The sequence below is a fragment of the Algoriphagus sp. oki45 genome (genome assembly GCF_036245605.1).
Classification (GTDB): Bacteria; Bacteroidota; Bacteroidia; order Cytophagales; family Cyclobacteriaceae; genus Algoriphagus.
In genome coordinates, this window is the sequence record NZ_BTPC01000001.1 from 82430 (window position 1) to 106335 (window position 23906).

A 23906-nucleotide genomic window follows, 5' to 3' on the forward strand; every position below is an offset into this window, starting at 1 on the left:
CTAATTTTTTGCCAAAAGTAGGGCTTTTCGAGGAATTGAAGAGAAAATCCGGAAAATGAAGGAGGATGGCAGGTATGAAAGCCGGTAAATACCTTGTTCTATTTCAGGCGGATTTGTATGGTCTTTTTCCCTTTTTCCAATTTAAAAGCCGCTTTGTCGAAAGAAGGAGGGCCAAAGTAGATTTTGGGGTTGTTTGAAAATCCAAAGCGTTCTGTTGGATAGCCCACTGGATTGGTGTCCAATTTCCCATTGAGATTTTCATCATGAATGATGGAAATGGCATAGGTTCCCGCATCCAAATCCTCAATTAAAAGCTTGCTTGTTGGTAGGGTGGAAGGAACAGAAATAGAACGAATGGCCTTATTGAGATCGTCTGGAAATCCGTCAGATTGCTGAAAAACCAGTACCCGAATCATTCCGGAATTGGACTTGGCCTGGAGAATTTCTATCTCCACAAGAGGTTTTTCCTGTGCTTCTATCAACAATGGAAAACAAGTAAGCAGCAGAAAAAGGAGGAATGCTTTCATAGATTGGAAATAGTCTTTTTCCGATTGATTTTTCCGTTTGGGGTCATTTGAAAGGATGGGATAAAGGATATTTTCCTCGGCACTTCGTATTTGCCCAATTGGTGCTTGAGTTCAGTCAGCAATTCTCCTGCCTTCTTTTCATCAAGTGTTGAGGATTCGATTAGAAGAATCACTTTTTCCCCCAGTTTTTCATCCTTTTCCCCAAAAATGAAAAATCGGGAATCAGAAAAGAAACGCTGAACATGCGATTCAATCTTGGCTTCCAAAAATTCAGGATGGATCTTGATACCTCCACTATTGATCACAAAATCAGCTCTTCCCAGCCAAACAAAAGAAGTTTCTGACCGAAGTTCAATAAGGTCATTGGTTTGAATAGGATCGGGACCGCTCATTTGAGACTTGATCCACAAGGCTCCACGCTGATCCTGACCAAACTGAACTCCCGGTAAAATCTGATAGATCAGTTCGTCCGCTTGGATCGGGGCTAGGGCAATGTGCGAAACGGTCTCCGTCATGCCAAAGGTTTGCCAGGCCTCGATGCCGTTTTCTACCAATTTGACTTTCAACTTCGCTGAAATTGGAGCCCCACCGATGATCAGATGATGAATGGATTTGAGTTTTGGAAGACTTGTTTGATCTTCCATAGACGCCTGCACCTGAAGGGGAACCATCGCGACAAAATCAAAACCCTCATCGATCTTGCTTAGGGGGTCGGAACTGGGCTCTACCAAATGAATTTCACAGTTCCAAACCATCGCCCTAACCAGCATCATTTTCCCGGCGATATAGGCAGGATTGAGGCAGCAGAGCAGTTTTGAATTAGGGTCAGTTTTAAAAAAAGATCCGGTCCCTTGCGCACTTGCCATCATTTGGTCTCTGGAAATGGGTATTTGCTTGGGGGTTCCAGTGGAGCCGGAAGTGGATTGGGTAAAGGTTTTTTCTCCTTCCAACCAGCTTTTGCAAAACGAAAAGGCAGCTTGTGCATATTCCGGTAAATCTCTCGGATTCACTTCAAAATCTTCGGCTTTCGAATAGGCTTGATTCTCAAAATGGAGTCGAAACATAGGTTGGGAAGCAGTTAGAAAGCGGTTTTCCAAGTAACAAATTCCGCAGGAGAGGGTTAACTTGCACAAAAATGTAATTTTTAAACCAAACGATCATGATCAACTGGATTACAGCCAAAGAATACGAAGATATCACCTACAAAAAGTGCAATGGCGTGGCCCGAATCGCCTTCAATCGCCCAGAAGTCCGAAATGCCTTTCGTCCAAAAACCACAGCGGAAATTTACGATGCCTTTTACGATGCGCAAGAAGATACCTCGATTGGGGTGATTTTGTTGTCAGGAGAAGGACCGTCTCCGAAAGACGGAGGTTGGGCTTTCTGCTCCGGAGGAGATCAGCGGGCACGAGGGCATCAAGGGTACGTAGGTGATGATGGCTATCATCGGTTGAATATTCTGGAAGTTCAGCGTCTGATTCGCTTTATGCCAAAGGTCGTGATTGCTGTAGTTCCCGGTTGGGCAGTAGGAGGTGGACACAGCTTGCATGTGGTCTGTGACCTGACTTTGGCGAGCAAGGAACATGCGATCTTCAAGCAGACCGATGCCGATGTGACGAGCTTTGACGGAGGGTACGGTTCTGCGTATTTGGCCAAAATGGTCGGTCAGAAAAAGGCAAGAGAGATATTCTTTTTAGGCCGAAATTATTCTGCTCAAGATGCCTTCGATATGGGGATGGTTAACGCGGTGATTCCTCATGCAGAATTGGAAAATACGGCCTATGAATGGGCTCAGGAGATACTCGCTAAGTCTCCGACCTCGATCAAGATGTTGAAGTTTGCGATGAATCTCACTGACGATGGAATGGTCGGTCAGCAGGTCTTTGCCGGAGAGGCAACTCGCCTGGCTTACATGACGGAAGAGGCAAAAGAAGGACGGAATGCATTTCTTGAAAAGAGAAAGCCTAACTTCAAGCATATCAAGTGGATACCTTGATTTAATTCAAGTAAAAAAAGAGGCTGAATTTTTCGAATTCAGCCTCTTTTTTTGTTAGTATTTTACTTTGCTTAAAGCAGAATTTAGCAATAATTTCACCCAAAAACCTTCCTCAAAATATACTCAATAGCCCGGGCAGCCAACCTCGCTGTGGCATTGTCCTGATCAAATTTCGGGTTAAGTTCGACCACGTCCAGGCTGATCAGTTTTTTGCTTTTAGCGATCAATTCAAAAACTTTGAAAGCGATCTGAGGATTGAATCCCATGGGAGAAGGTGCGGATACACCCGGAGCAAAAGCCGAGGAAAATCCATCCAAGTCGATACTCAAATACACCTTATTCACCGAGTCTAAAAACCAGATAATCTGCTCCTCGATATATTCCCAATTGTTGAGTCGGAAGTCTTCCATGACCAGATACCGACTGTTGAGTCTTTCTGCTGTTTGGAAAAGGGATTTGGGGTTGGCAGCCCGTTGAATACCTAAAGCCAAGTAATGAAAGTTACCCGGAAATTCTTGAGCTAACTGGAGGAAGGGAGAACCTGAATGGGCTTTTCCTCCAACCAGGGGTCTTAAGTCAAAGTGTGCGTCAAGGTTGATGATTCCGAGTTTTTCGCCTTTTTCGGAAATGAATTGCTGCACTCCTCGACCGTGGGCATAGGCTAAATCATGACCACCTCCCAGAAGCACGGGGAAATGATGGCTTTTTAACAGGTCAAGCGTGATTTTAGATAGTGCATCATGAGAAGCTTCTAAGTCTTGATTAATGGTGAAAATATCTCCGTAATCCAATAGAGGAAGATTTTCTGGGAGATGATAAGCGACAGAACCCAGCATTTTGCGGATTGCTGCAGGACCTTCTAAGGTTCCCAATCGACCTTGATTTCGAATGACTCCTTCCTCGCCGGCATAGCCGAGAATTCCTACTTTCTTTTCTGGACTTTGAACCAAGTCCAAATTCGAAATTGTCTTAACTTCTTGATGCCAATAATCCAATTGATCGGATTTGCGGCCTGACCAGTGATAGGGAGAGGGGTTTTGGTGAAGATTCATAGGCTTTCGATTTGAGTCTTGTGTTATTTACTCTAACTTAAGAAAACTTGTTTGTTAATTTCGTTGACCATTAGGAGATAGTCATGAAGCCTTACCGAATTCCTGAAAAAGAGAATATTGATTTGGATGCATTTAGGGAGCCTGATTCTACTTTTTCCGGATATACCTATGCCGATTACTTGACATGGAACTTTGAGGAAATTGTGGAGTTAATCAAAGGGAAAGTTTTTAAAAAGGCAGCTTCACCGAATAGAAGACATCAAGCTGTGTCTGGGAATTTGTTCGTGCATTTTCATGCATTTTTGAAAGGGCATATTTGCCAAGTCTACTCCGCCCCTTTTGATGTGAGATTATCAAAAGATCCTGACATTAAAACCATTGATTCCGTGGTCCAACCGGATATTTCGGTGATTTGTGACCCTAGTAAACTGGATGAAAAAGGCTGCCTAGGTGCCCCGGATTTGATTGTGGAGATCCTTTCTCCGAGCAATAGCCAAGTAGAACTTCAAAACAAATACGATCTCTATCAAGAGTTTGGCGTCAAGGAATACTGGATCATTCATCCTGTAGAAAACACCCTTCAAATCAATGTCTTGGTGGATGGAATATATCAGCCCTCGAGGCTTTTCACCACTGGTCAAAAAGTAACATCAAACGTACTTCCCGGATTTGAATTGGATTTGAAGGAGGTTTTCGAGGAAAGTTGATTTCTCTGAAGAACTTTTCCAAAGTTCGAAACTTTGGAAAAGTTGCCCGTCAATGAATAAGATTTTCAAAAATCTCCTCATCCACCAATTCCGGAAACGTCACTTTTAATCCCGGAGTCCGGTCCATTTCCCGTCGAATCGCTTCCATCGAACCCGTATTTCTCGCCCAAGCTCGGCGTGCAATTCCATTGTTGACATCGTAGAAAAGCATCGATTTTAATCTTCTTCCCGCTTCTTGACTTCCATCCAAAACCAATCCAAATCCTCCATTGATCACCTCTCCCCAGCCAACACCGCCACCATTGTGGATGGACACCCAGGTCGCTCCCCGAAAACTGTCCCCGATTACATTGTGTATCGCCATATCGGCAGTAAATCGGCTTCCATCGTAAATATTGCTCGTCTCCCGATAAGGAGAATCCGTCCCGCTGACGTCATGATGATCTCTACCCAAGACAATCGGAGCGGAGATTTCCCCTTCTGAAATGGCCTTGTTGAAAGCTCCGGCAATTTTTCTTCGCCCTTCGGCATCTGCATAGAGAATTCGAGCCTGCGAACCTACCACCAACTTGTTTTTCTCAGCCTCCTCGATCCAGGTGATGTTGTCCTGCATCTGTTGGGAAATGCTAGTGGGAGCATGTTCCATGATTTCTTTTAATACTTCAGCGGCTATCTGATCACTTTTTCGCAGATCTTGTGCTTTTCCTGAGGTGCAAACCCATCGAAAAGGACCAAATCCATAGTCAAAACACATCGGCCCCAAAATATCCTGCACATAGCTTGGATAGCGGAAATCAATTCCATTTTCTGCCATCACTTCAGCACCGGCCCTTGATGCTTCCAGCAAAAAGGCATTTCCGTAGTCGAAAAAATAGGTTCCTTTGGCTGCGTGACGATTGATCGCAGCAGCTTGTCGCCGCAATGATGCCTGAACTTTTTCCTTAAAAGCCACAGGATCATTTGCCATAAGCTGATTGGATTCTTCGAAAGTCAGTCCCACAGGATAGTACCCACCTGCCCAAGGATTGTGCAAAGAAGTTTGGTCTGACCCGAGTTCAACGAATATGTTTTGCTGATCAAAACGCTCCCAAACATCCACCACATTGCCTAAAAAGGCGATGGAAACCACTTCTTCTGCTTCTTTTGCTCTTTGAACTCTCGCAACCAATTGATCCAAGTCTTCGATCAATTCATCTACCCAACCCTGTTCGAATCGTTTTCTGGCAGCGGCGGGATTGACTTCTGCGCATACGGATACGCAACCGGCAATATTCCCTGCTTTGGGTTGGGCGCCGCTCATTCCGCCCAGTCCGGCTGTAAGGAAAAGCTTGCCCCGGGAAGATTGACCATTTTTCAACTTTTTCCTAAAGGCATTCATGACTGTAATTGTGGTGCCATGGACTATTCCTTGTGGGCCGATGTACATGTACGAACCCGCCGTCATTTGCCCGTATTGAGTGACTCCCAGTGCATTGAATCGCTCCCAATCGTCCGGTTTGGAATAGTTGGGGATCATCATTCCATTGGTGACGATGACTCGTGGTGCCTCGGGAGAAGAGGGAAAAAGCCCCATGGGGTGGCCAGAATACATGTGCAAAGTTTGCTCATCACTCATCTCCGCTAGGTATTTCATCGTGAGCAGGTATTGGGCCCAATTCTGAAATACAGCCCCATTTCCACCATAAGTGATCAATTCCTCGGGATGCTGCGCCACGGCAGGATCCAAATTGTTTTGGATCATCAGCATGATCGCAGCAGCCTGCTTGGATTGGTTTGGATATTCGGAAATTGGCCTTGCATACATCTTATAGTCCGGCATAAAGCGATACATGTAGATTCGCCCGTAGCTTTTCAATTCTTCCAAAAATTCACTAGCCAATTCCTGATGCCATTCCTTTGGGAAATAGCGCAAGGCATTGCTAAGCGCCAGTTTTTTCTCTTCCGGAGAAAGGATATCCTTTCGCTTCGGCGCATGCGAAATAGCGGGATTTCGCAGTTTTTTTGGAGGTAACTCTGAAGGGATTCCTTGTATGATTTGATCTTGAAAAGACATGGGATTTACGAATTACGGTTTTTGATTTACGATTTATGACCCTTTTTGGTCCTTAAACTCAGAATTGGAGGCCATTTTTAATTATGATTCTCCTATGACATCGGTCATCTGACACCGGACTTCAAAGCATCCATACCTCCCGTCTTCCTAACCTCCTTACTTCCTGACTTCCACACTTCCATCGGCTTCATCTTCCCTTGATGGTATAGAATCTCCCGATAATCTTTGGTAGGGAAAAGGATAAAATCAGCCAATTGACCCTGGGTTAATTTCCCCCGATCTGCTAATCCAAGTGCTGCTGCAGCCCGGAAAGTAATTCCAGCCAAGACTTCGGCTGTGCTCAGTTTTTCGAACGTAGCCAAAATAGAAGCCTGAGCGAGTAAGTCTCCCATAGGTGCCGAACCCGGATTCCAGTCGGAGGCGATGGCTAAAGCTCCGCCCTGATCTAGAACCTTGCGAGCGGGAGTAAAGGAGCATCCCAAACCTATCGAAGCACCGGGAAGTGCAACTGCAAGGGTATTTGATTGGGCCAAATTTCGGATTTCTTCGTCTCCGGAAGCTTCCAGGTGGTCAGCGGACAAAGCACCTGATTCTAGGGCCACTTTCGAACCTCCCACCGTAAACTGATCCGCGTGAACAGTCAAATCAAAGCTCATTTCTTTAGCCTTTTGAAAATAGGGTTTGATTTCATCCGGAGAAAAAGCACTTTTCTCCACAAAGGCATCGATGCGTTGAGTTAGATTTTCTTTATTCAGAATAGGAAAAAGCTCAGTTGAAATCATCTCCAAATACTCGGGATTGGTCCCTGAAAAATCCTTAGGCTTCATGTGGGCAGCCAAGCAAGTGGGAATCAAATCAGCTGAAGTCAGACTTTTTGCTTCTTGGATCGCCCGGAGCATTTTTAATTCTTCCTCTACCGAAAGCCCATATCCGCTTTTTACTTCAATGGTAGTCACACCTTCGGAAAGGTGACGATTGGCATGATTCGCTGTGATTTTTGCCAGATCTACTTGACTCAGTTTTCGGGTTTGGGTCACCGTTTCCCAGATTCCTCCTCCGGATTGGGCGATCTCGAGGTAGGTTTTTCCTGCATTTCGCATGGCAAAATCCTTGGCCCGAGAGCCACCAAAGCAAATATGGGTATGGCAATCCACCATTCCAGGCATGGCCACATAATCCCCCTTTAATTCGAAAATCTCAGCTTCTGGAAATTGCTTGGTTAGGTTTTCCCACTTCCCAACCTGAAAGATTTTTTCTTCTTCAATTAGGATTCCTGCCTGCTCGATGAGCTCCAATTGATCGTCTTTCAGCGCTCCTTTGAGCGGGAGATGATCCAGGGTCAGCACTTGGGAGATTGGGCCGATTAGTTTTAGCTTTTTCATTTTTATCTCTCACAGATTTCACAGATGAGCACAGATGAGATTTGTTGTAATCCGTGTCATCTGTGAGCCCTTTTTAATACTCAAATAGTTCACTCCATTCCGTTTCAAAAGCCAATCCTTCCTGATCGGCCACCTTCTTCGCCAGATTCACCAATTCTCCGCTTTTCACCAAATCAATAGCGGTCTCCATATCCTCATAGAGAATCCGATCGGAAATCACCGGGTCGATGCTTTGCCTTACCCGCTCGTAGATAGTGGTCATGATTTTTCCCGACTTCAGCGGAGCATGATAGTCCATAGCCTGTGCGGCATAGAACAGCTCGATCCCAAGTATTTTTTCTACATTTTCGATCACTCTTAGTGCCTTTCTGGCACTGATACTTCCCATGCTGACGTGATCTTCCTGACCCAGTGAAGTAGGTATGGAATCTGCCGAAGCGGGAAAACAAAGGCCTTTGTTTTCCGAAGCCAAAGCTGCCGTAGTGTATTGGGGAATCATCAAGCCGGAATTGAGGCCGGTTTCTTTAAGCAAAAGTTTGGGCACACCCGGCGTATCCCCTTCGATGGATAGATAAATTCTCCTGTCGGCAATGTTTCCGATCTCAGATGCTGCCAAAGTCGCATAGTCCAAAGGCAAAGCAATCGGCTGTCCGTGAAAATGTCCTCCGGAAATGGTGTGATTTTCATCAAAAACTACGGGATTGTCCGTCACTGAATTGATCTCGATCTCCAGGATTTCTTTGAGATGGAGGTAGGCATTCCAGCTCGCTCCGTGAACCTGCGGCATGCATCGAAGGGAGTAGGGGTCCTGAACTCTCGCACAGTAGAGATGAGAAGCGACTATTTCCGAGTCCTTGAGCAGATTCTGGATAGTTTCAGCAACGTGCCTACTTCCGGAATAAGGGCGGAGTAAATGCAAATCGGTATAAAAAGGCTTGACCGAACCCATCAATCCCTCAATCATCATCGCCCCGGTGATGCTGGCATGGGTCAACAGGTTGTGAAGCTTCTGGACCACTTTCACTCCGTGCGCAGCCATAAATTGGGTACCGTTGATCAGCGCAAGACCTTCTTTTGGTCCCAGGTGAAGTGGCTTTTTCCCCATTTGCTCCAACACTTCATTGGACTTTTGGACTTTTCCCCCGTAAGAGACTTTTCCCAATCCAATCAAAGGCAAAAACAAATGAGAAAGCGGAGCCAAATCCCCTGATGCCCCTACAGAACCTTGAATTGGGACCAAGGGAACGATATCATTCTCCAGCATCCAGTGGATTCTTTCCACAGTTTCCCATCGAATACCTGAAAATCCCTGAGCCAACGCATGAATTTTCAGAACCATCATCAGCCTGGATATTTCCAAGTCTACAGGTTCGCCTACGCCTACTGCATGGCTTTTCAGCAGGTTTTCCTGAAGGGTTTTGGTATCTGCTGCCGAGATTTTGCTGGTGCAGAGCGGACCAAAACCTGTGTTGATTCCATAGACGATGGCTTCGCCTTGGGCTATTTTTTCTACAGCTTCTGCAGATTCCTTGATTTTATGGATGGTTTCCGGGCTGAAAATTCCTTTGATTTCGCCTGAAGCCAATCCCAAAGCAAGGGAAGCGGTAAGTCGGTCTTGACCGTAGTTAAAGGTTTTCATGGTTTGGTTAACCTTTGGGATTTTTGAAAACCCCGAAGGTTTTGAGTTTTTTCGTTGAATTCATGAAGCTTTAAAGCCTTCGAGGTCGCTAAGGCCTCCAAGGTTCTGTAAAATTACCGCTTCTATTTGATGCTTTTTGATACTATTTTTGTCAAGTATTGATAATCAATAAGCATCAATGGAGCTAAGACATTTGAGTTACTTCCAAGCAGTGGCGGAGGAGTTGAATTATCGAAAAGCGGCAGAGCGCCTGTTTATTTCCCAACCCGGACTGAGTCGGCAGATCAAGCAGCTGGAGGAGGAGATGGGTGTGCAGCTGTTTGAGCGGGACCGAAAGCATGTAGAGCTGACCGCGGCTGGTGAGTATTTCAAAAGAGAGGTGGATTTTATCTTGAATCACCTGCAGATCACCCAAAAGCAGATTCAGGAAATCGCTCAGGGTAAGGAAGGAGAGTTGAGAATCGGGTTTTTAGGTTCAGCTTCCAATCAAGTACTCCCTGATTTGCTTCAAAAACTCAATTCCCGTTTTCCAAAAATCAACACCAGCCTGGAAGAATTGAGCAATCAGATCCAAGTGGAAATGATCCAAAAAGACAAGCTGGACTTGGGATTTGTCCGACTGGCTTCGGTGCCTGAGGATTTGGAAATGCGATCGGTTTACAGGGATACGTTTTCTCTGGTAGTTCCCGCAGATCACCCGATTTCCGTTGACACATTCCAAAGTGTCGGTCAGTTTTCTGATGAATCATTTATCCTTTTCTCTTCCGATTACTCCAATTTTTACTACGAGCAGATTTTGGGAATCTGTCGGGATGCAGGATTTTCGCCAAGAATCAAGCACAAATCCGTGCATGCCTTGACGATTTTCCGTTTGGTGGAAAATGGGTTGGGAGTAGCCATCGTGCCCACTTCCCTGAAAGAAGGCTATGAGCTCAATGTGCGCTTTATGGAAATCCCTGCCATCACCCAATTCACAGAATTGTCTTTGATCTGGAAGCTGGAAAACCGAAATCCCGTATTGGGGAAGGTTTTGAGTTTGATTTAAAAAAAGGGCTTAAAATGGCTAAAAATCCTATTTTTGAGCAAATGCCGTCTAAATGTCGGGTCAATTCCGCCCTTTTTTCGCGCTAAAGAATTTCCATTTGAATCAACTTGCCATGGTCAAACCAAAAACACAATTCACAATGAAACAACCGGAATTAGGCAAGAAGATCTCTGAATTGAGAAAAGCCAAAGGACTCACGCAAGAGGAGCTCGTCGAAAAATGCAATCTGAACGTCCGCACCATTCAGCGGATCGAGGCAGGGGAGGTGACTCCCAGAAGTTACACGATCAAGGCGCTATTTGAAGCCTTGGATTTTCAGGGGACCATGGAAGAAAGTGCCGATTTTAAGGTCAATAAGATATCTCCTTTTATTTATGTGGGGATAGCTTCCGCTTTGGTTTATTTCTTTCTTTCCATTTTTGAAATCGGCTATGAGGTAGAATTCATCGAAGGAAAGGAAGAAATCAGCCGAGGGGCATTTTCCTTCATTAAAATTGCAAGTGGTTTGGGATATATGCTTTTCATGTTTGCCTGGGTAAAAATGACTCAGCAATTCCCAAATTCCCTGCTGAAAGTAGGAGCTTTGATGATGCTTGGCGCCAGTGTAATATGGCTTGGTGTCGACCTTATTGCATTGATGACTGATTGGATTCAATTGGGAGATTACTACATGGTCAAAATCAGTTCCTTCGGCTTCTTTTATGTTCTCTTGGGAATGGCTTTCCTCGGATATAAAAACCGTTTTTCCGCCATTCCAATGATCGTTGGGATCCTTACTATCATCAGCGGGATATTCTTATTTACTGGATTTGCTGCTTTCATTGGTCTGATTCCTTTGACCATGGCAGAAATCGGGCAAATCGGATTGATGATTTATTTGTCACAAAAAATCGGGAGAGGAAACTCTCCCGATTCTGATTTTTCTGCTGCTTAGAATTTGAGAATAAACTCCTGAAGATTGTCTGAGCGTTCCAAATGAATTTTTTTGCGCAGTCGATACCGGGCGATTTCCACTCCCCGTACGGAGATATTCATCAGATTGGCGATTTCTTTGGAAGATAGGTTCATCCTGAGGTAAGCGCTCAATTTGATTTCCTGAGGGCTGAGATCAGGGAATTTGGTTTTAAAACGGTTCATGAAGTCACCGTGTACCTCGTCAAAATGCATTTCAAACTGCTCCCAATCCTTATCTCCGGCAATGTTTTTCTCGATGCTGTTGATGATTTTTTTGATTTCATCTTTTACCTCCTGATTCTTGCTCTTTTTGGTGATGTTCATCAGTTGGGTTTTGGTCTGATCGATAAATCCGTTTTTGTTGATCAGGTGCATGGTGGTGGATGCCAATTCCTTGTTTTTAATCAGAATTTCAGACCTGAGCTTTTCCGTTTTTAATCGCTCTATTTCCCGCTGGGAATCCTTCAGATCACTTTCTTTTTGCTGAATTACTTTGGATTGGGCAGCCTTGATTTTCGCAGCTGCTTTTTTCATTCTTCGGTCCAAATAGCGGAAAGCCAAAGCCAAGGCGATGATTCCCAGAATAGTATAAATCACATAGGCCAAAGGACTTCGATACCAAGGTGGAAGCACTTTGAATTCAAATTGATCTTCTTCTCCTATCTGACTGTAAATGTCCTTGCTGCGCACGTGAAAGGTGTAATTTCCCTCACGGAGATTGGTGAAGGCTTTGTCTCTTTTGGTCGTCCATTCACCAAATCCATCCTCCAGTCCTTCCAACCAAAACTGGTATTGGGTGGTATTTTCATTATTGGGAATAGGATTGCTTGCCTCAAATCTCAGATTTGCCCGATGGTATGGAATATTCGGAATTTTTTGAATTGAGTTTTCCTTCTCCGCAATGTACTTTCCTTCCCAAATCAGCGAATCAGCAATTCCAGTAAGGTAAACTGAACGAATCAGTGTAGGAAAAGCCTGGGGTGCGCTGTAATTTCTGTCCAGTTTATACCAAATAAAACCCTCGTTGGCAGCAAAAAGAACTTCATTGGGCCGGATAAGGGAAATATTCTGGAGATCGTCATTGAGGAAGGGTTTGATTTTGTTGAAAATCTGGTTGTTTTTAGTGTAGGACCCGTTGATTTGACGTTCAAGTACCCCGACTTCCTTTTCACCCAGATAGAAAATATTTCCCAAAGGATCTTCGGCCATACTTGTGGCCGAAAAATCGTAGTCAAAATATGGCTGGAAGTTTGGGTCCAATTCCAATCGGTCCGATTCTGGATTGTGTCGGTACAAGCCATACTGCGTAGAAAAGACCAGCTGATTGTTCAGCTTCCAGACGCTGTTCAAAAGGGTGGTAGGAAGGCCTGACTCTGTACCGTAAAACTTGAATTCCAAAGAATCCAAGGAGGAGTTTAGCCTCAGTCGGTATATTCCTTTGTATCCATGGGCCATCCAGATGTCTCCGTTGCTGTCCTGCTCAAACAGTCGGCTGGACTCTTCAAAGCCTTTCAATTTCCTGAGAAACCGGATCGAACCATTTTCTATTTCAAAGAGTAGAAAACCACTATAGCTACCAGCCAGAACAAGATTGGGATGATCTTTTAGCGGTTGGAAGTTCCAAATTCCAGGCGGTCCGTCAATAGCTTTAACACTTCCGTTTTGGATTTGAAAGGCCCCGTCATTCTGAGCTGAAAGCAGGAAGTTTTGTATTTCCGAAATCTGATAGACCTGCCCAATACCTCCGGATACGGAAGAAACTCCTTTGGTAGATTTCCCATTCCAAGTCTCTGAGAAAAGCCCGTAATTGGTTCCATAAATGAGCTGATTTTCTTTGAAATAGGCATCATAGCCTGTTCCGGGAAGTCCGGAAAACTGATCGATCAAGCGGAAGGGTAAGCTCAACTCAAGTAGTGTAATACCATTGTTGTGTCCCACCCAAAGATTGCCGGAGACATCTTCAAAAAGCGAAAGAATGGAATTATTTCTCAGTCCGTTTTCCTTGTTCATCTCCAGAAGAATTTCTCCTTCAGGACTCAGGATAAAAAGTCCATTTCTTTGGCTTCCGATTGCGATATTTCCATTTTTCAGCTGATGTACTGTATTGATTTGGATATCTACCGGAATATTGGCTCTCCAAGGTTCTGTTTTGGAAGGAGAAAAGCTGAAAATTCCTTCGTTACGAGTAAAGACCAAATGCTGGTTTTTGGTCAGTGAAATAAACCCCACAACCAGCATATCTTTGAAAAAATCCCCCTTTTCCCAGGCTGCAAGCTGATCATTTTCCAGATAGAGCAAGCCTTTTTCATTTTGGTTTACCAGGAGATTATTGTTGGCTATGTGAAAACTCTCAAAGTCTCCCTCAAGGTCAAGGATATGGGCCAGTTCCAGATTTTTGTTGAAAATAAAGATTTCGTCGAAAGTACAAAAGACGATTTTATCCTGAATAAAGAGAATCCTCCAGATTTCCTCCAGGTTTTGTTTTTCTTCAGGCAGCTTTTCCAGCAAGGAAAAATAGCTCAGTTTTCCACTCTCATTGGGTCTGAAATACCCGAACTGAGCCTGTCCAGCCACGAAAATGGTCCCTGAATCATCAATGGCCACATCCCGGATTTTGGTGCTGTTGGGAAGGGTGTAGCGCCTCCAAGTACTCCCGTCATATTCCAAAAGCCCAAAATTATTGGCTACATAGATCAGTCCCAGATCATTCTGAGTAAATGAAAAATTCTGGATTCCTCCCTGATAATCATTGGTCGAATAGTATTTTGAAAAGGGCAGACCCGGAGATTGGGCGAAACAATTACCTAATAGAAGTAAATATAAGATCAGGGATAAACAAGTTCTCATAAGTTATTTTGGGTCGAACAAATATGTTCAAAAACTATTGATTTCCAACATCTTCAGAGACTGGGTGAGGGAATCCGAGCTGAAGGGAAAGATCAAGGTGCTTATTCCTCCAAGAGGAGCTTTATTTTTTCCTTAACTAAAGAAAGTATTTCGGTATTTTTGGGGCTTTCTGATTGGATTTCGAGGATTTTGGCTTTCATTCCAGGAGCAAATAGTTCCTTGATTTGGCTATCCAATTCATGGGCTTGGGTCACCAAGCTATATCCAAATCCAAACTCTTTCGCCAGAGATTGTCCGTTTAAGGCCTGCTTGGTTTCAAAGAACTCCTCCAACTCGGGTTGGTCTTTGGGGCCATCAATCAATCTGAAAATACCCCCTGCATGGTTATTCAATAGAATGATGCGAAGATTGGCTATGGAATAGTTGTGCCAAAAGGCATTGCGATCGTAGAAGAAGGCCATATCCCCGGTGATGATGGTGACTGGATCCTTGGTAGTAAAAGCACAGCCTACCGCACTACTGTTGGTTCCGTCAATGCCGCTTGTGCCTCGATTGCAGCTAATTTCCTGATGGATTTTTCCCAGAAAATTCATGTACCGGACCGGCATGGAATTGGCCAAATGGATCTTTGAATTTTCAGGGATATTCCGGATTACCCGGTGAAGTGCCTGATACTCTCCAAACTCAGCATTAGAAAGTATTTCGGGAAGATTTTCCTTGACCTTAGACTCTAAAGACTGCCATCTCGAGAAATAACTTTCATTCATGGAAGGGATATGTTCGGCCAGCCATTCCAAAAAGTAAAGTGGGTCGCAATCCAAATGTCTGGTCAGGTGTTGGAAAGGATCTCTAGCTCCTTCGTGTGCCTGAATATGCCAATGGGAAAGGGGATTCCTTCTCAAAAACTGCTTCAAGGGTTTGGAAATGAGCGATTTCCCAAAGGTCAATATCAAGTCTGGGGCAAGTCCTTCAGAAATCTTTTCATTTCCCAACCAATGGTCGTGAAAGCTGATGCTCTCCTCAAAAGACAGGTTGGAGATGGTGTCCGTGACGGTCACCACTTTTTTCTGAAGGGCTAGCTGCTTGAGCAGTTTCTTGATTTTTGGATTGGGCTTTTGCTGCCCGGGGATGATCACCAATCGGTTGACCTGAGCAAGTTTGGCTTTCAGCTGTTCAAGAGCCTCGTGGGATAGCTGTTTGCAGGATGGATGGGGATGAACGATGTGTAATTCCTTGGAAGCGATGAATTGCTCACCCTTTTTTGGGTAAAAAGGCTCCCTTAGCGGGATATTGATATGTACCGGACCGGCTGGTCCTGTTTTAGCCAAATTAATGGCTTCATTGACGATCCGATGCGCATACCAAATCTGATCGGATGAATTAAGGCTGTCGGGAAACTGAAAGCTTTTCTTAACATGCTTTCCGTAGACTTCCTGCTGGTAAATGGTCTGACCGTCCCATTGATCGATCCATTCGGATGGGCGATCCGCAGTGAGAATGAGTAAGGGTACTTCCTGAAAAAAAGCTTCTGCTATAGCAGGGTAGTAGTTCAGTGCCGCCGAACCCGAGGTACAAACCAGAACTACCGGCTGATTGAGTTTTTGGGCCATGCCCAAGGCAATAAAGGCGGCTGATCGCTCGTCTGAGATGGTCCTGGCGTGGATTTCCGGGTGTCTGGCAAAAGCGAGTGTCAAAGGAGCACAGCGTGACCCGGGAGAAAGAATGGCGTTTTCAATGCCTTTTTTGGCGCAAATCGCCACTAAATCGGTGATAATTTGATTGGTCAATCGAATGGATTTTGAAGAAATTTACCAATGATATTGCATTTCAGCTCGGTTTCCTCCCATTCCATTTCCGGATCGGAATCTTCCGTCACTCCTGCTCCGGCATATAGGATTGCTTTTTCTCCCTGTAGATTGGCTGTTCTGAGGTTGACAAACACGGAAGTCTCTTCCTGAATATTGACCGGACCGAGGAATCCTGCAAAAAAGGAACGGTCAAAGCCCTCATGGGACTGCAGGAAGTCATGGGCCTCTTTTCGGGGCATTCCGCATACTGCGGAAGTGGGATGAAGCAATTCCAGCATCACCGTGCCCAGATTGGGGAAATTGGTGGATTTCATGTTTACTCGGAAATCAGACCTGAGATGAAGCAGATTCCCTGCAAGGACAGTCTTTGGCCCATGCTCTTCGTACTCTCGCAGCCTGATTTTTTTGAAGCAATCCACAATGTATCTGCTCACCATGGCTTGCTCTTCGATTTCTTTTTGAGTCCAAGCCGCGGATTTGAGCGGGTTTTCTCCTCGGCCAGGTTGAGTGCCTGCCAGAGACATGGTGTAAAATTGGTCGCCCTTGGTTTCAATCAATATCTCAGGCGAGGCGCCGATCCAAGTGCCTACACCTGGAATATGAAAGAAATTCACAAAGGAATTTGGATAAGCTTCCAAAAGCCGGGTAAAGGTTTGGGCTAGGTCAAAGTTTTCGGGCAGATCGATCAATCGGGTTCTTGACGGGACGATTTTCTCCAATAATCCCGAATTAATCGCTTCAATACCTTTTTCCACCAGATTGAGAAAATGGGCTTTTTGATCACATTTTCCGGCTGGTTTGGTTTGGGAAAAGCTTTTGCTTCGGATTAACTCTGCGATTTGGGTTTTGCTTTCTTCTCTGCCCAATTCTGTGGACAGCCATTCAGGTAGCTCGATTTCTGAAGGGATTGAATCCAGTTGAAACTGAAAATATTTACTTGCTTGAATGAAGTAGGCTTTTTTATCTTCTTGGTCTGCAAAAGGATGGGCTAGAAAACCGGCCGGGAGGTTTTCCAATTCCAGATTGACCCGGGTAGGGGCAGCCTGATCATCTTGGATGTATTCAAGCTTGTTTGATTTGGGCTTGCGCCAAAGTGCAAAAGCTCCTCCTGACTCCAGTCCTTTTAAAAACAGGGCATTCAAAACCTCTGCCTTTGAAATATAATTTCCTGTTGCGGTGATACTCATTTTTTATCTAGAATAGCCATCGTCAGTCGGCTAATACAGCACAATTTATCCTTTTCGTCCAAAATTCTGATTTCCCAGACTTGAGTTGACCTTCCTAAGTGTATGGGTTTGGCAATTCCCCTGACTATACCTTCTCTTACCGACCGAAGATGATTGGCATTTACTTCCAATCCCACACAAGCCTTTTGGTTCAAGTCAATCGTTAAGGATGAAGCGAGGCTTCCTAAGGTTTCTGCCAAGACTACATTTGCTCCTCCGTGTAACAATCCCATGGGCTGCTTGGTTCGAGCATCAACGGGCATTGTTGCCTCCAAATAGTCTTCTCCTACAGCGGTAAATACTATTCCCAAATGCTGAACAAGTGTGTCACGGGATGTTTGATTTAAATGGTCCAGGGAGGGGGATTGGAGAAAAATCATTAAAATCTGAGCTAAATCGAGTTTATTTGGGGTGTCGACAAAAATAAAGAATCTTGGATCGAAAAAAAATTTACTTAGTCCGTCACGGACAGACTGATTTCAACCTTCAGGGAGTGGTACAGGGCAGCGGGATTGATGCTCCCATCAATGCAACCGGGCGAGCTCAAGCCCAAGCTTTTTTTGATGCCTATTCTGATGTGCAATTTGATCAAATTTACCACACAGGATTGATCAGAACCAAGCAATCCATACAGTCATTTATCGATAGAGGTACTCCCACCCGGGCTCTAACAGAGCTCAATGAGATTTCTTGGGGAGATTATGAAGGCACTCCCATGACACCTGAAGAAGGGGAGTACTATCAGCACATGCTTCATCAGTGGCAGCAGGGGAATCTGGACTATGCCATTGCAGGAGGTGAAAGTCCCAATGCAGTCGCCGAAAGAATGAGAAGAGGAATAGACATCATTCTGAATGGACCGGGAAAGACCATTCTGGTATGTATGCATGGACGCGCAATGCGAATTTTTTTAAGCCTGATCCTAAACTACAATTTGAAATACATGGATCAGTTTGGTCACACTAATCTGTGTCTTTACCTATTGGATCAACTCGAAGACGGCTCATTTTCCGTCAAAAAATTCAATGATCAGAATCACCTTAGGGATTTGAAGCAGCCAAGCGAGTAACTTTTGCAGGCTTTTTCTTGGGAGATTGTTCTTCATCAAATTTGGCAATGTAGATTTGATGAAGATCTTTATTCTCTGTCAAATCATACAAGCGAAAAGCAATTTTCTCAAGCTGTACTTTTTTCTCCAAACCGGTGTCTACCAAAAATTCACCCAAGAAACACTCGTCAAAGTCACAGTTGGGAATACTGATCAGAAGCACTGGTTCTGAATTTCCACTGTAGGTCTTGGTGGTGAAAAAAGAAGAAAATTGCTGTTCAATCTGCTTTAGCGAAGTTTTTGATTGTTTCAACTCTTCGATTTTAAATAAAACCAAAAATGTTTTTGTTTCCGGATCTTTTGCAAAACCCGGAGCTGAGATTAAAATTGAAAAAAGCAGAATGGTGAGTATTCTCATAGCCTTCAAGTAAGGATATAATATGCTGGAATGCAAATTTGTTTGAATGGAAAGTTGTTTTCAATCCAAAAAAATCAATTGATTCTCCCGATTGGTCAAGTGAAAGACCAATTGAGGCAGGCAGAGTTAACCACAGAAAATGGACAAAAAAAATCCCCGAAAATTATCGGGGATTTTGCTGTATTGATTAAGCTTTCGCTGTTCTTCTTTTTGGTTTGCTCTCCTCTTCAATCTCGTCTTCTACACCTGCAAGTATTCTACCGCAGTGCTCGCAAACAATCAGTTTTTTCTTTTCACGGATATCAGCTTGTCTCTGCGGAGGAACTGTATTGAAGCAACCTCCACAAGCACCTCTTTTTACCATTACTACTGCCAGACCGTTTTTCGCATTGGCGCGGATCTTTTCGTAGGATTTAGCAAGACGATCTTCCACTTTTTTAAGGGCTTTCTCGCGCTCAGACATCAACTTGGACTCTTCTGATTCACTTTCTGCCACGATGGTGTCCAATTCTTCTTTCTTCAGATCCAAGTCCTTTTGACGGTCTTTCATCAAAGCAGAAAGCTCATCAAGATCAGCTGTTTTCTGGTCGATTTTTACTCCGGTTTCAGCGATCTTCTTTTTGGATACCTGAATTTCCAAGTCCTGAAGTTCAAGTTCTTTGGTGATTGCGTCGTATTCCCGATTGTTTCGGACATTCATCTGCTGATCCTGATACTTCTTGATCAGTTTTTCAGAATCCTTGATGTTTTCCTTGAATCTTTTGATATCCTCTTCAAAACTGTTGATATCATTTTGGAATTTCTGGAGTCGGGTTTCGTAGCCTGCTATCTCATCTTCCAGGTCTTGAACCTCTTCGGGAAGGGCTCCTCTTACTTTGATGATGGCATCTAATCTAGAATCTATGAGTTGAAGGTTGTAGATAGCGTCGAGTTTTTGTGCTACTGTACTTTCCATGTACTATCGGTAGGATGTGGGATTGGTAACTACTTTTGACAAATAGAGTGCAATATTAGGAAAATTTTGTGACAATAGTTCTGCCAATAAATCTTTTGTAAAAATTTCGCTCTCGTAATGCCCGATATCACAAAGGATGATTTGACCCTCTGCATCAAAGAATTCGTGGTATTTGACATCTGAAGTAACAAATGCATCAGCTTGTGCTCTTTTGGCATCGCCCAAAAGGAAAATGCCCGCACCCCCACAGAGTGCCACTTTCTTAACTTTTTTTCTTCTCAAGGTCGTATGCTTCACCACTTGGAGGTTCATTTTTTCCTTCAGATAATCCAAAAAAGCCTCCTCATCCATCGCTTCTTCCAATTGCCCGATCATGCCTGCGCCTACTTCCTGATTTTCATTTTCCAATGCGCTGAGGTAATAGGCAACTTCCTCATAGGGATGGGCTTTTTTCATCTTTTGGATGACCTTTCCTGAGAGATGTGCAGGCAAAATCACTTCCACACGCACCTCTTTCTCGTATTGGGGAATTCCACGCTGCCCGATATGGGGATTTGCATTTTCTGATGGAGTGAAGGTGCCCATCCCTTCCAACTGAAATGAGCAGTCTTTGTATTCTCCTATTTGTCCGGCACCTGCTTCAAAAAGGGCCTCCAAAACCGGCTCTTTATCCTTGGGAGGCACAAAAAACACCAGTTTGGAAAGGGTTTGCTTTTTGGGTTTCAGGATTTTGGTTTCCCTCAGACCAAGTCTGTCTGCGATTCTTTTGTTTACCCCTTGAGCGACATGGTCCAGATTGGTATGGATCGCAAAAATCGCGATATCGTTTTTGATGGCCGAAATGACCGTTCGTTCCACATAGTTTTTTCCAGTCAGGCTCTTCAATCCTCGGAATACGATGGGATGATGGGCCACGATCAAATTGGCACCTTTTGCTTTGGCCTCCAGAACCACTTCTTCCGTACAGTCCAAGGTACAAAGCACTCCTTTCACTTCTGCATTCCGATCTCCACAGATCAAGGTAGCATTGTCGTAGTCTTCCTGATAGGCTGAAGGAGCTACCCGCTCGAGGTAGGCAAGTATATCCTGAATCCGATGTCCCATATTTTTGTTTTCTTTGGTCAAAATTAGCAATTCTCCCCAATGCCTTGGTACGCTTTCCTGCTTGCACCCTTTGCCCTTATTTTTTTGGGGATCACTACTGCCCGTAATTTTTTGTATGACCGGGGCTGGTTAAAAAGCATTCGATCACCGATTCCAACAATTGTAGTGGGCAACCTAAGTGTGGGTGGTACCGGGAAAACGCCCATGGTGGAGTTTTTGGTAAATGCATTCCGAAAGGAAAAGAAACTGGCTACTCTCAGCAGGGGGTATGGCAGAAAATCCACAGGCTTTTTTCAGGCGAATCCCGAAAGCACTCCTGAGCAAATAGGGGACGAACCACTTCAGATTTATTCCAAGTTTGAGGGAAAAATACCCGTTTTTGTAGGGGAAGACAGAGTAGTTTCTTTGCAAAAGATTCACAATCTGAATCCGGAACTGGATTGGGTAATATTGGATGATGCCTATCAGCACAGAAAATTAAAAGCTGATTTTTACATTCTTCTCACCCCTTATTCCAAACCCTTTTCATCCGATTGGATATTGCCTATGGGTAGACTCAGAGAGGCTAGGTTAGGAGCAAAAAGAGCTGATTTAGTGGTGGTGACCAAGTGCCCGGATAGTCTTTCCGATTTACAAAAAAAACAAGTCGAGAGCGGAATTAAGCCATATCTGGGCTCAAATGTGCCTGTATTCTTTTCTGGATTGAACTATGGTAAGCCTTATCCGTTTCACCTGAGCGAACCATTTTCAGGGAAAGTCATCTTGGTTTCGGGTTTGGCAGACCCAAGTCTTTTTGAGAGCTATTGCAAAAGGACTTTTCAGGTATTGGATTCATTCTCTTTTCCGGACCATCATGATTATGAAGAAAAGGATTTGGGGAAAATTGTGTCCGCTTGGACTAATTTACGAAAAGAAAACCCGGTGATTTTGTGTACGGAGAAGGATGCGGGGAAACTTAAAGTCTTGGCAAATGAGGGAAAATTTGGGGAAATTCCGATTTTTGCCCTCCCCATGGAAGTGAAATTGGAATCTCAGGAAAAGGAAATGCTTCTCGCCCAAATCCGACAAAAATTAGGCAATCAGTGATCAGAAAAGGATTAGTCTTAGCTTTTTTCTTTGCCTTGCTGAGTTTGCAGGGGATTTTTGCGCAGCGACCCGTGCAGGGAAACCCTCCAACTGGCAGACCCATTCGTCCAGAACGTGAGGTGATAAATCCGGAGGAAGAAGAGGAACAGGAGGGGAGAAGGACCCTTTTGGATGACAGCACCCGAATGGTTTATGGACCAAAGACTTCTCTCTATTTCTTTGAAAAAGACATTCGCAGAAACAGCCTAACTCTTTACGAGCAGGATACCCTTCTGGACAATTTTCACAATTACGATCCTGTTCAAAAAGGAGGGTGGAAATATCAGGATCTGGCCAATATAGGTAGCGCTACAAAGCCGGTTTTCTATCAGGTTCCCGAACTGATCGGTACGACTTCCGGATTTCATGCGTATGACCTCTATTTTGTGGATCCTGCAAAGAGGAGATATTTTGATACCAAATCTCCCTTTACTGAGATGTCGGCATTTTTTGGGGGAGGAAACAGAAATATGCTGGATGTCTATTTTGCGCGGAATGTCAACCCCAGATGGAATGTGGGCTTCGATTTTCGCACAGAAAGAATCCGAAAAACCCTAAATCCCGATTCAAGAGACGACTACATGACTGAGCAAAACGCCTATGGCTTGCACACAAATTATCGCTCAGAAAATGGAAGGTATTGGTTGCTTGGCGCATTTTCCCGAATGCGGCATTTGGTCAACGAGATAGGAGGAATTATCCCTCCTGAAGTGGACAGCACTTCACTTTATTACACGTATGAAGATGCTAAAGTCTGGCTGCAAAACTCTCAGGCCATAGACCTAAGGCAAGATTACCATCTCTACCATGAGTACAAGTTGGGGAATGGACTTCAGGTATATCATGTCTTTGACCGAAAAATCCAAAAACTCACTTTCCTTGCTAATCTGAATACTACAGATTCGTCCTTTTATAATTCCAATCGTTTTCAGGAGTCGGATACCACCCAGAATTTTCATGGATTTTCAGAATGGAGAAATGAATTAGGGGTAAAAGGCACCTACAAGGGTTTTTTCTATAATGCCTACACCAAACTGAGAAATGCCAGATTTGAAAACCCGTTTTTTGAAGACGGTGCCGAACGCTATAATGAATTTTACATCGGGGGAGAGCTGATCGGTAAGATTTCCGACAAATGGTCCCTTCAGGCAGATGGGGAATATTTGCTGACAGATGCTTTTCGAATCCATGGAAAATTCGTGTCGCCCTGGCTGGAAGCTGAATATACCAAAGCCCTTTACAGGCCGACAGCCATGCAGCAGCGATATTTTGGGAATCACTTTCGCTGGGACAATGATTTCGTCAACGTAGGGGTAGATCAGATTCAGGGTAAAATCAAGCTTGATTTTGTCAAAGGACTTAGCCTCAGACCCATGCTTACCTTAAATCGGGTGAATAATTATGTCTATTTTGATGAAAATCTGGAGGTAGCTCAGGCCAATGGAGAGGTATTTATGTTTATGCCGGGTTTGCAGGCCAATGCTCAGCTGGGGAAGAAATTCCGATTGGATTTGGAAGTCATTTATACTGAACTCACCGGTGCCGCTTCCGATGTGGTTCGGATACCCAATTGGTATGCTAATACCCGAATCTACTTTGACAGCCCCATGTTTGATGAAAATATTTTTGTACAACTTGGGCTGGATATCCGATACAAGTCCTCCTTTTTTGCTGAAGCCTACAATCCTTCCTATCAGCAATTTCATCTGCAGAATGACTTCAATGTCTTTGCCTATCCCGTCGCAGATTTGTTCCTGAATTTCCGCATCAATCGAACCCGGGTTTTATTCAAATACAATCACCTCAATTCCGGCCTGATGAACAATGATGGGTATTTTGTTACCCCAGATTACACAGGCTATCGTTCATTCTTGGATTTGGGGATTACATGGTATTTGTTTGATTAGTACAGATATAAGACGCTAGACATTAGACACTAGATACAAGTGGCAAAACACATGATGTGAGAAAGATATCAATGTGATTAGGTTGATGAATACTGGGGAGTGAGTTTGTAGAA

At 44.2% G+C, this 23906-nt stretch carries 20 protein-coding genes; 7 read left to right on the plus strand and 13 right to left on the minus strand.

Translation table 11 applies throughout. The annotated features are described in order from the left end of the window. Window positions 1-98: 98 nt before the first annotated feature. Both AAA942_RS00320 and AAA942_RS00325 read right to left on the minus strand, forming a co-directional pair. The gene (locus AAA942_RS00320; protein WP_338218226.1) at window positions 99-527 is read right to left on the minus strand and encodes a DUF2141 domain-containing protein; all 429 of its coding nucleotides are present in this window, start codon (window positions 525-527) and stop codon (window positions 99-101) included. Beyond that, window positions 524-1591 carry an AMP-binding protein gene (locus tag AAA942_RS00325; RefSeq protein ID WP_338218227.1) on the minus strand — a complete coding sequence of 356 codons (1068 nt, stop codon included), beginning with the start codon at window positions 1589-1591 and terminating at the stop codon, window positions 524-526. The genes AAA942_RS00320 and AAA942_RS00325 overlap by 4 nt, the downstream gene beginning before the upstream one ends. Window positions 1592-1686: 95 nt before the next feature. On the opposite strand from AAA942_RS00325, the gene AAA942_RS00330 reads away from it, so the two are divergent. Then, window positions 1687-2523, plus strand: coding sequence for a 1,4-dihydroxy-2-naphthoyl-CoA synthase (locus AAA942_RS00330; RefSeq protein ID WP_338218228.1), 837 nt, complete (start codon window positions 1687-1689; stop codon window positions 2521-2523). 95 nt (window positions 2524-2618) lie between these two features. Here the strand turns inward: AAA942_RS00330 and hutG are convergent, their stop codons facing one another. Further along, a complete protein-coding gene (gene hutG, locus AAA942_RS00335) occupies window positions 2619-3575 on the minus strand; it encodes a formimidoylglutamase (protein WP_338218229.1) in 957 nt (318 codons plus the stop codon). 83 nt (window positions 3576-3658) lie between these two features. On the opposite strand from hutG, the gene AAA942_RS00340 reads away from it, so the two are divergent. After that, window positions 3659-4282, plus strand: a complete 624-nt coding sequence (locus tag AAA942_RS00340) for a Uma2 family endonuclease (RefSeq protein ID WP_338218230.1) — start codon at window positions 3659-3661, stop codon at window positions 4280-4282. Window positions 4283-4331: 49 nt separating this feature from the next. Here the strand turns inward: AAA942_RS00340 and AAA942_RS00345 are convergent, their stop codons facing one another. The 3 genes from AAA942_RS00345 to hutH all read right to left on the minus strand — a co-directional run bounded on the left by AAA942_RS00345 (window position 4332) and on the right by hutH (window position 9356). Beyond that, entirely contained in the window at window positions 4332-6335 is a 2004-nt protein-coding gene (locus AAA942_RS00345; protein WP_338218231.1) for a urocanate hydratase, read from the minus strand. Between the two features lie 104 nt (window positions 6336-6439). Next, window positions 6440-7717, minus strand: coding sequence for an imidazolonepropionase (hutI, locus tag AAA942_RS00350; protein ID WP_338218232.1), 1278 nt, complete (start codon window positions 7715-7717; stop codon window positions 6440-6442). Between the two features lie 73 nt (window positions 7718-7790). Then, window positions 7791-9356 carry a histidine ammonia-lyase gene (gene hutH / locus AAA942_RS00355; RefSeq protein ID WP_338218233.1) on the minus strand — a complete coding sequence of 522 codons (1566 nt, stop codon included), beginning with the start codon at window positions 9354-9356 and terminating at the stop codon, window positions 7791-7793. 178 nt (window positions 9357-9534) lie between these two features. Here hutH and AAA942_RS00360 point away from each other — a divergent pair, with 178 nt between their 5' ends. After that, entirely contained in the window at window positions 9535-10401 is an 867-nt protein-coding gene (locus tag AAA942_RS00360; protein WP_338218234.1) for a LysR family transcriptional regulator, read from the plus strand. 139 nt (window positions 10402-10540) lie between these two features. Then, window positions 10541-11335 (plus strand): helix-turn-helix domain-containing protein, encoded by a 795-nt coding sequence (locus AAA942_RS00365; RefSeq protein WP_338218235.1) that lies wholly within the window; start codon window positions 10541-10543, stop codon window positions 11333-11335. Here the strand turns inward: AAA942_RS00365 and AAA942_RS00370 are convergent. The 4 genes from AAA942_RS00370 to AAA942_RS00385 all read right to left on the minus strand — a co-directional run bounded on the left by AAA942_RS00370 (window position 11332) and on the right by AAA942_RS00385 (window position 17616). Further along, window positions 11332-14202, minus strand: coding sequence for a two-component regulator propeller domain-containing protein (locus AAA942_RS00370; RefSeq protein ID WP_338218236.1), 2871 nt, complete (start codon window positions 14200-14202; stop codon window positions 11332-11334). The genes AAA942_RS00365 and AAA942_RS00370 overlap by 4 nt on opposite strands. A 101-nt stretch (window positions 14203-14303) precedes the next feature. After that, on the minus strand, window positions 14304-15989 hold the full coding sequence (menD, locus tag AAA942_RS00375; protein ID WP_338218237.1) for a 2-succinyl-5-enolpyruvyl-6-hydroxy-3-cyclohexene-1-carboxylic-acid synthase: 1686 nt from the start codon (window positions 15987-15989) through the stop codon (window positions 14304-14306). Next, window positions 15986-17197: a chorismate-binding protein gene (locus AAA942_RS00380; protein ID WP_338218238.1), complete on the minus strand. Its 1212-nt coding sequence runs from the start codon at window positions 17195-17197 to the stop codon at window positions 15986-15988. Before AAA942_RS00380 ends, menD begins: the two co-directional genes overlap by 4 nt. Beyond that, window positions 17194-17616 carry a hotdog fold thioesterase gene (locus AAA942_RS00385; RefSeq protein ID WP_338218239.1) on the minus strand — a complete coding sequence of 141 codons (423 nt, stop codon included), beginning with the start codon at window positions 17614-17616 and terminating at the stop codon, window positions 17194-17196. Before AAA942_RS00385 ends, AAA942_RS00380 begins: the two co-directional genes overlap by 4 nt. Before the next feature lie 53 nt (window positions 17617-17669). On the opposite strand from AAA942_RS00385, the gene AAA942_RS00390 reads away from it, so the two are divergent. Further along, window positions 17670-18305: a histidine phosphatase family protein gene (locus AAA942_RS00390; protein WP_338218240.1), complete on the plus strand. Its 636-nt coding sequence runs from the start codon at window positions 17670-17672 to the stop codon at window positions 18303-18305. Here AAA942_RS00390 and AAA942_RS00395 read toward each other — a convergent pair. The 3 genes from AAA942_RS00395 to AAA942_RS00405 all read right to left on the minus strand — a co-directional run bounded on the left by AAA942_RS00395 (window position 18277) and on the right by AAA942_RS00405 (window position 20761). Continuing rightward, window positions 18277-18597, minus strand: coding sequence for a hypothetical protein (locus AAA942_RS00395; RefSeq protein WP_338218241.1), 321 nt, complete (start codon window positions 18595-18597; stop codon window positions 18277-18279). The genes AAA942_RS00390 and AAA942_RS00395 overlap by 29 nt on opposite strands. Window positions 18598-18889: 292 nt before the next feature. Continuing rightward, on the minus strand, window positions 18890-19657 hold the full coding sequence (locus AAA942_RS00400; RefSeq protein ID WP_338218242.1) for a zinc ribbon domain-containing protein: 768 nt from the start codon (window positions 19655-19657) through the stop codon (window positions 18890-18892). A 3-nt stretch (window positions 19658-19660) separates the two neighbouring features. Next, window positions 19661-20761: a Nif3-like dinuclear metal center hexameric protein gene (locus AAA942_RS00405; RefSeq protein WP_338218243.1), complete on the minus strand. Its 1101-nt coding sequence runs from the start codon at window positions 20759-20761 to the stop codon at window positions 19661-19663. A gap of 39 nt (window positions 20762-20800) precedes the next feature. Between AAA942_RS00405 and lpxK the strand changes: the two genes are divergently transcribed. Next, window positions 20801-21847 (plus strand): tetraacyldisaccharide 4'-kinase, encoded by a 1047-nt coding sequence (gene lpxK, locus AAA942_RS00410; RefSeq protein ID WP_338218244.1) that lies wholly within the window; start codon window positions 20801-20803, stop codon window positions 21845-21847. Further along, complete coding sequence (locus tag AAA942_RS00415; RefSeq protein ID WP_338218245.1) at window positions 21844-23793, plus strand: putative porin; 1950 nt, start codon at window positions 21844-21846, stop codon at window positions 23791-23793. The genes lpxK and AAA942_RS00415 overlap by 4 nt, the downstream gene beginning before the upstream one ends. Window positions 23794-23906 lie beyond the last annotated feature (113 nt).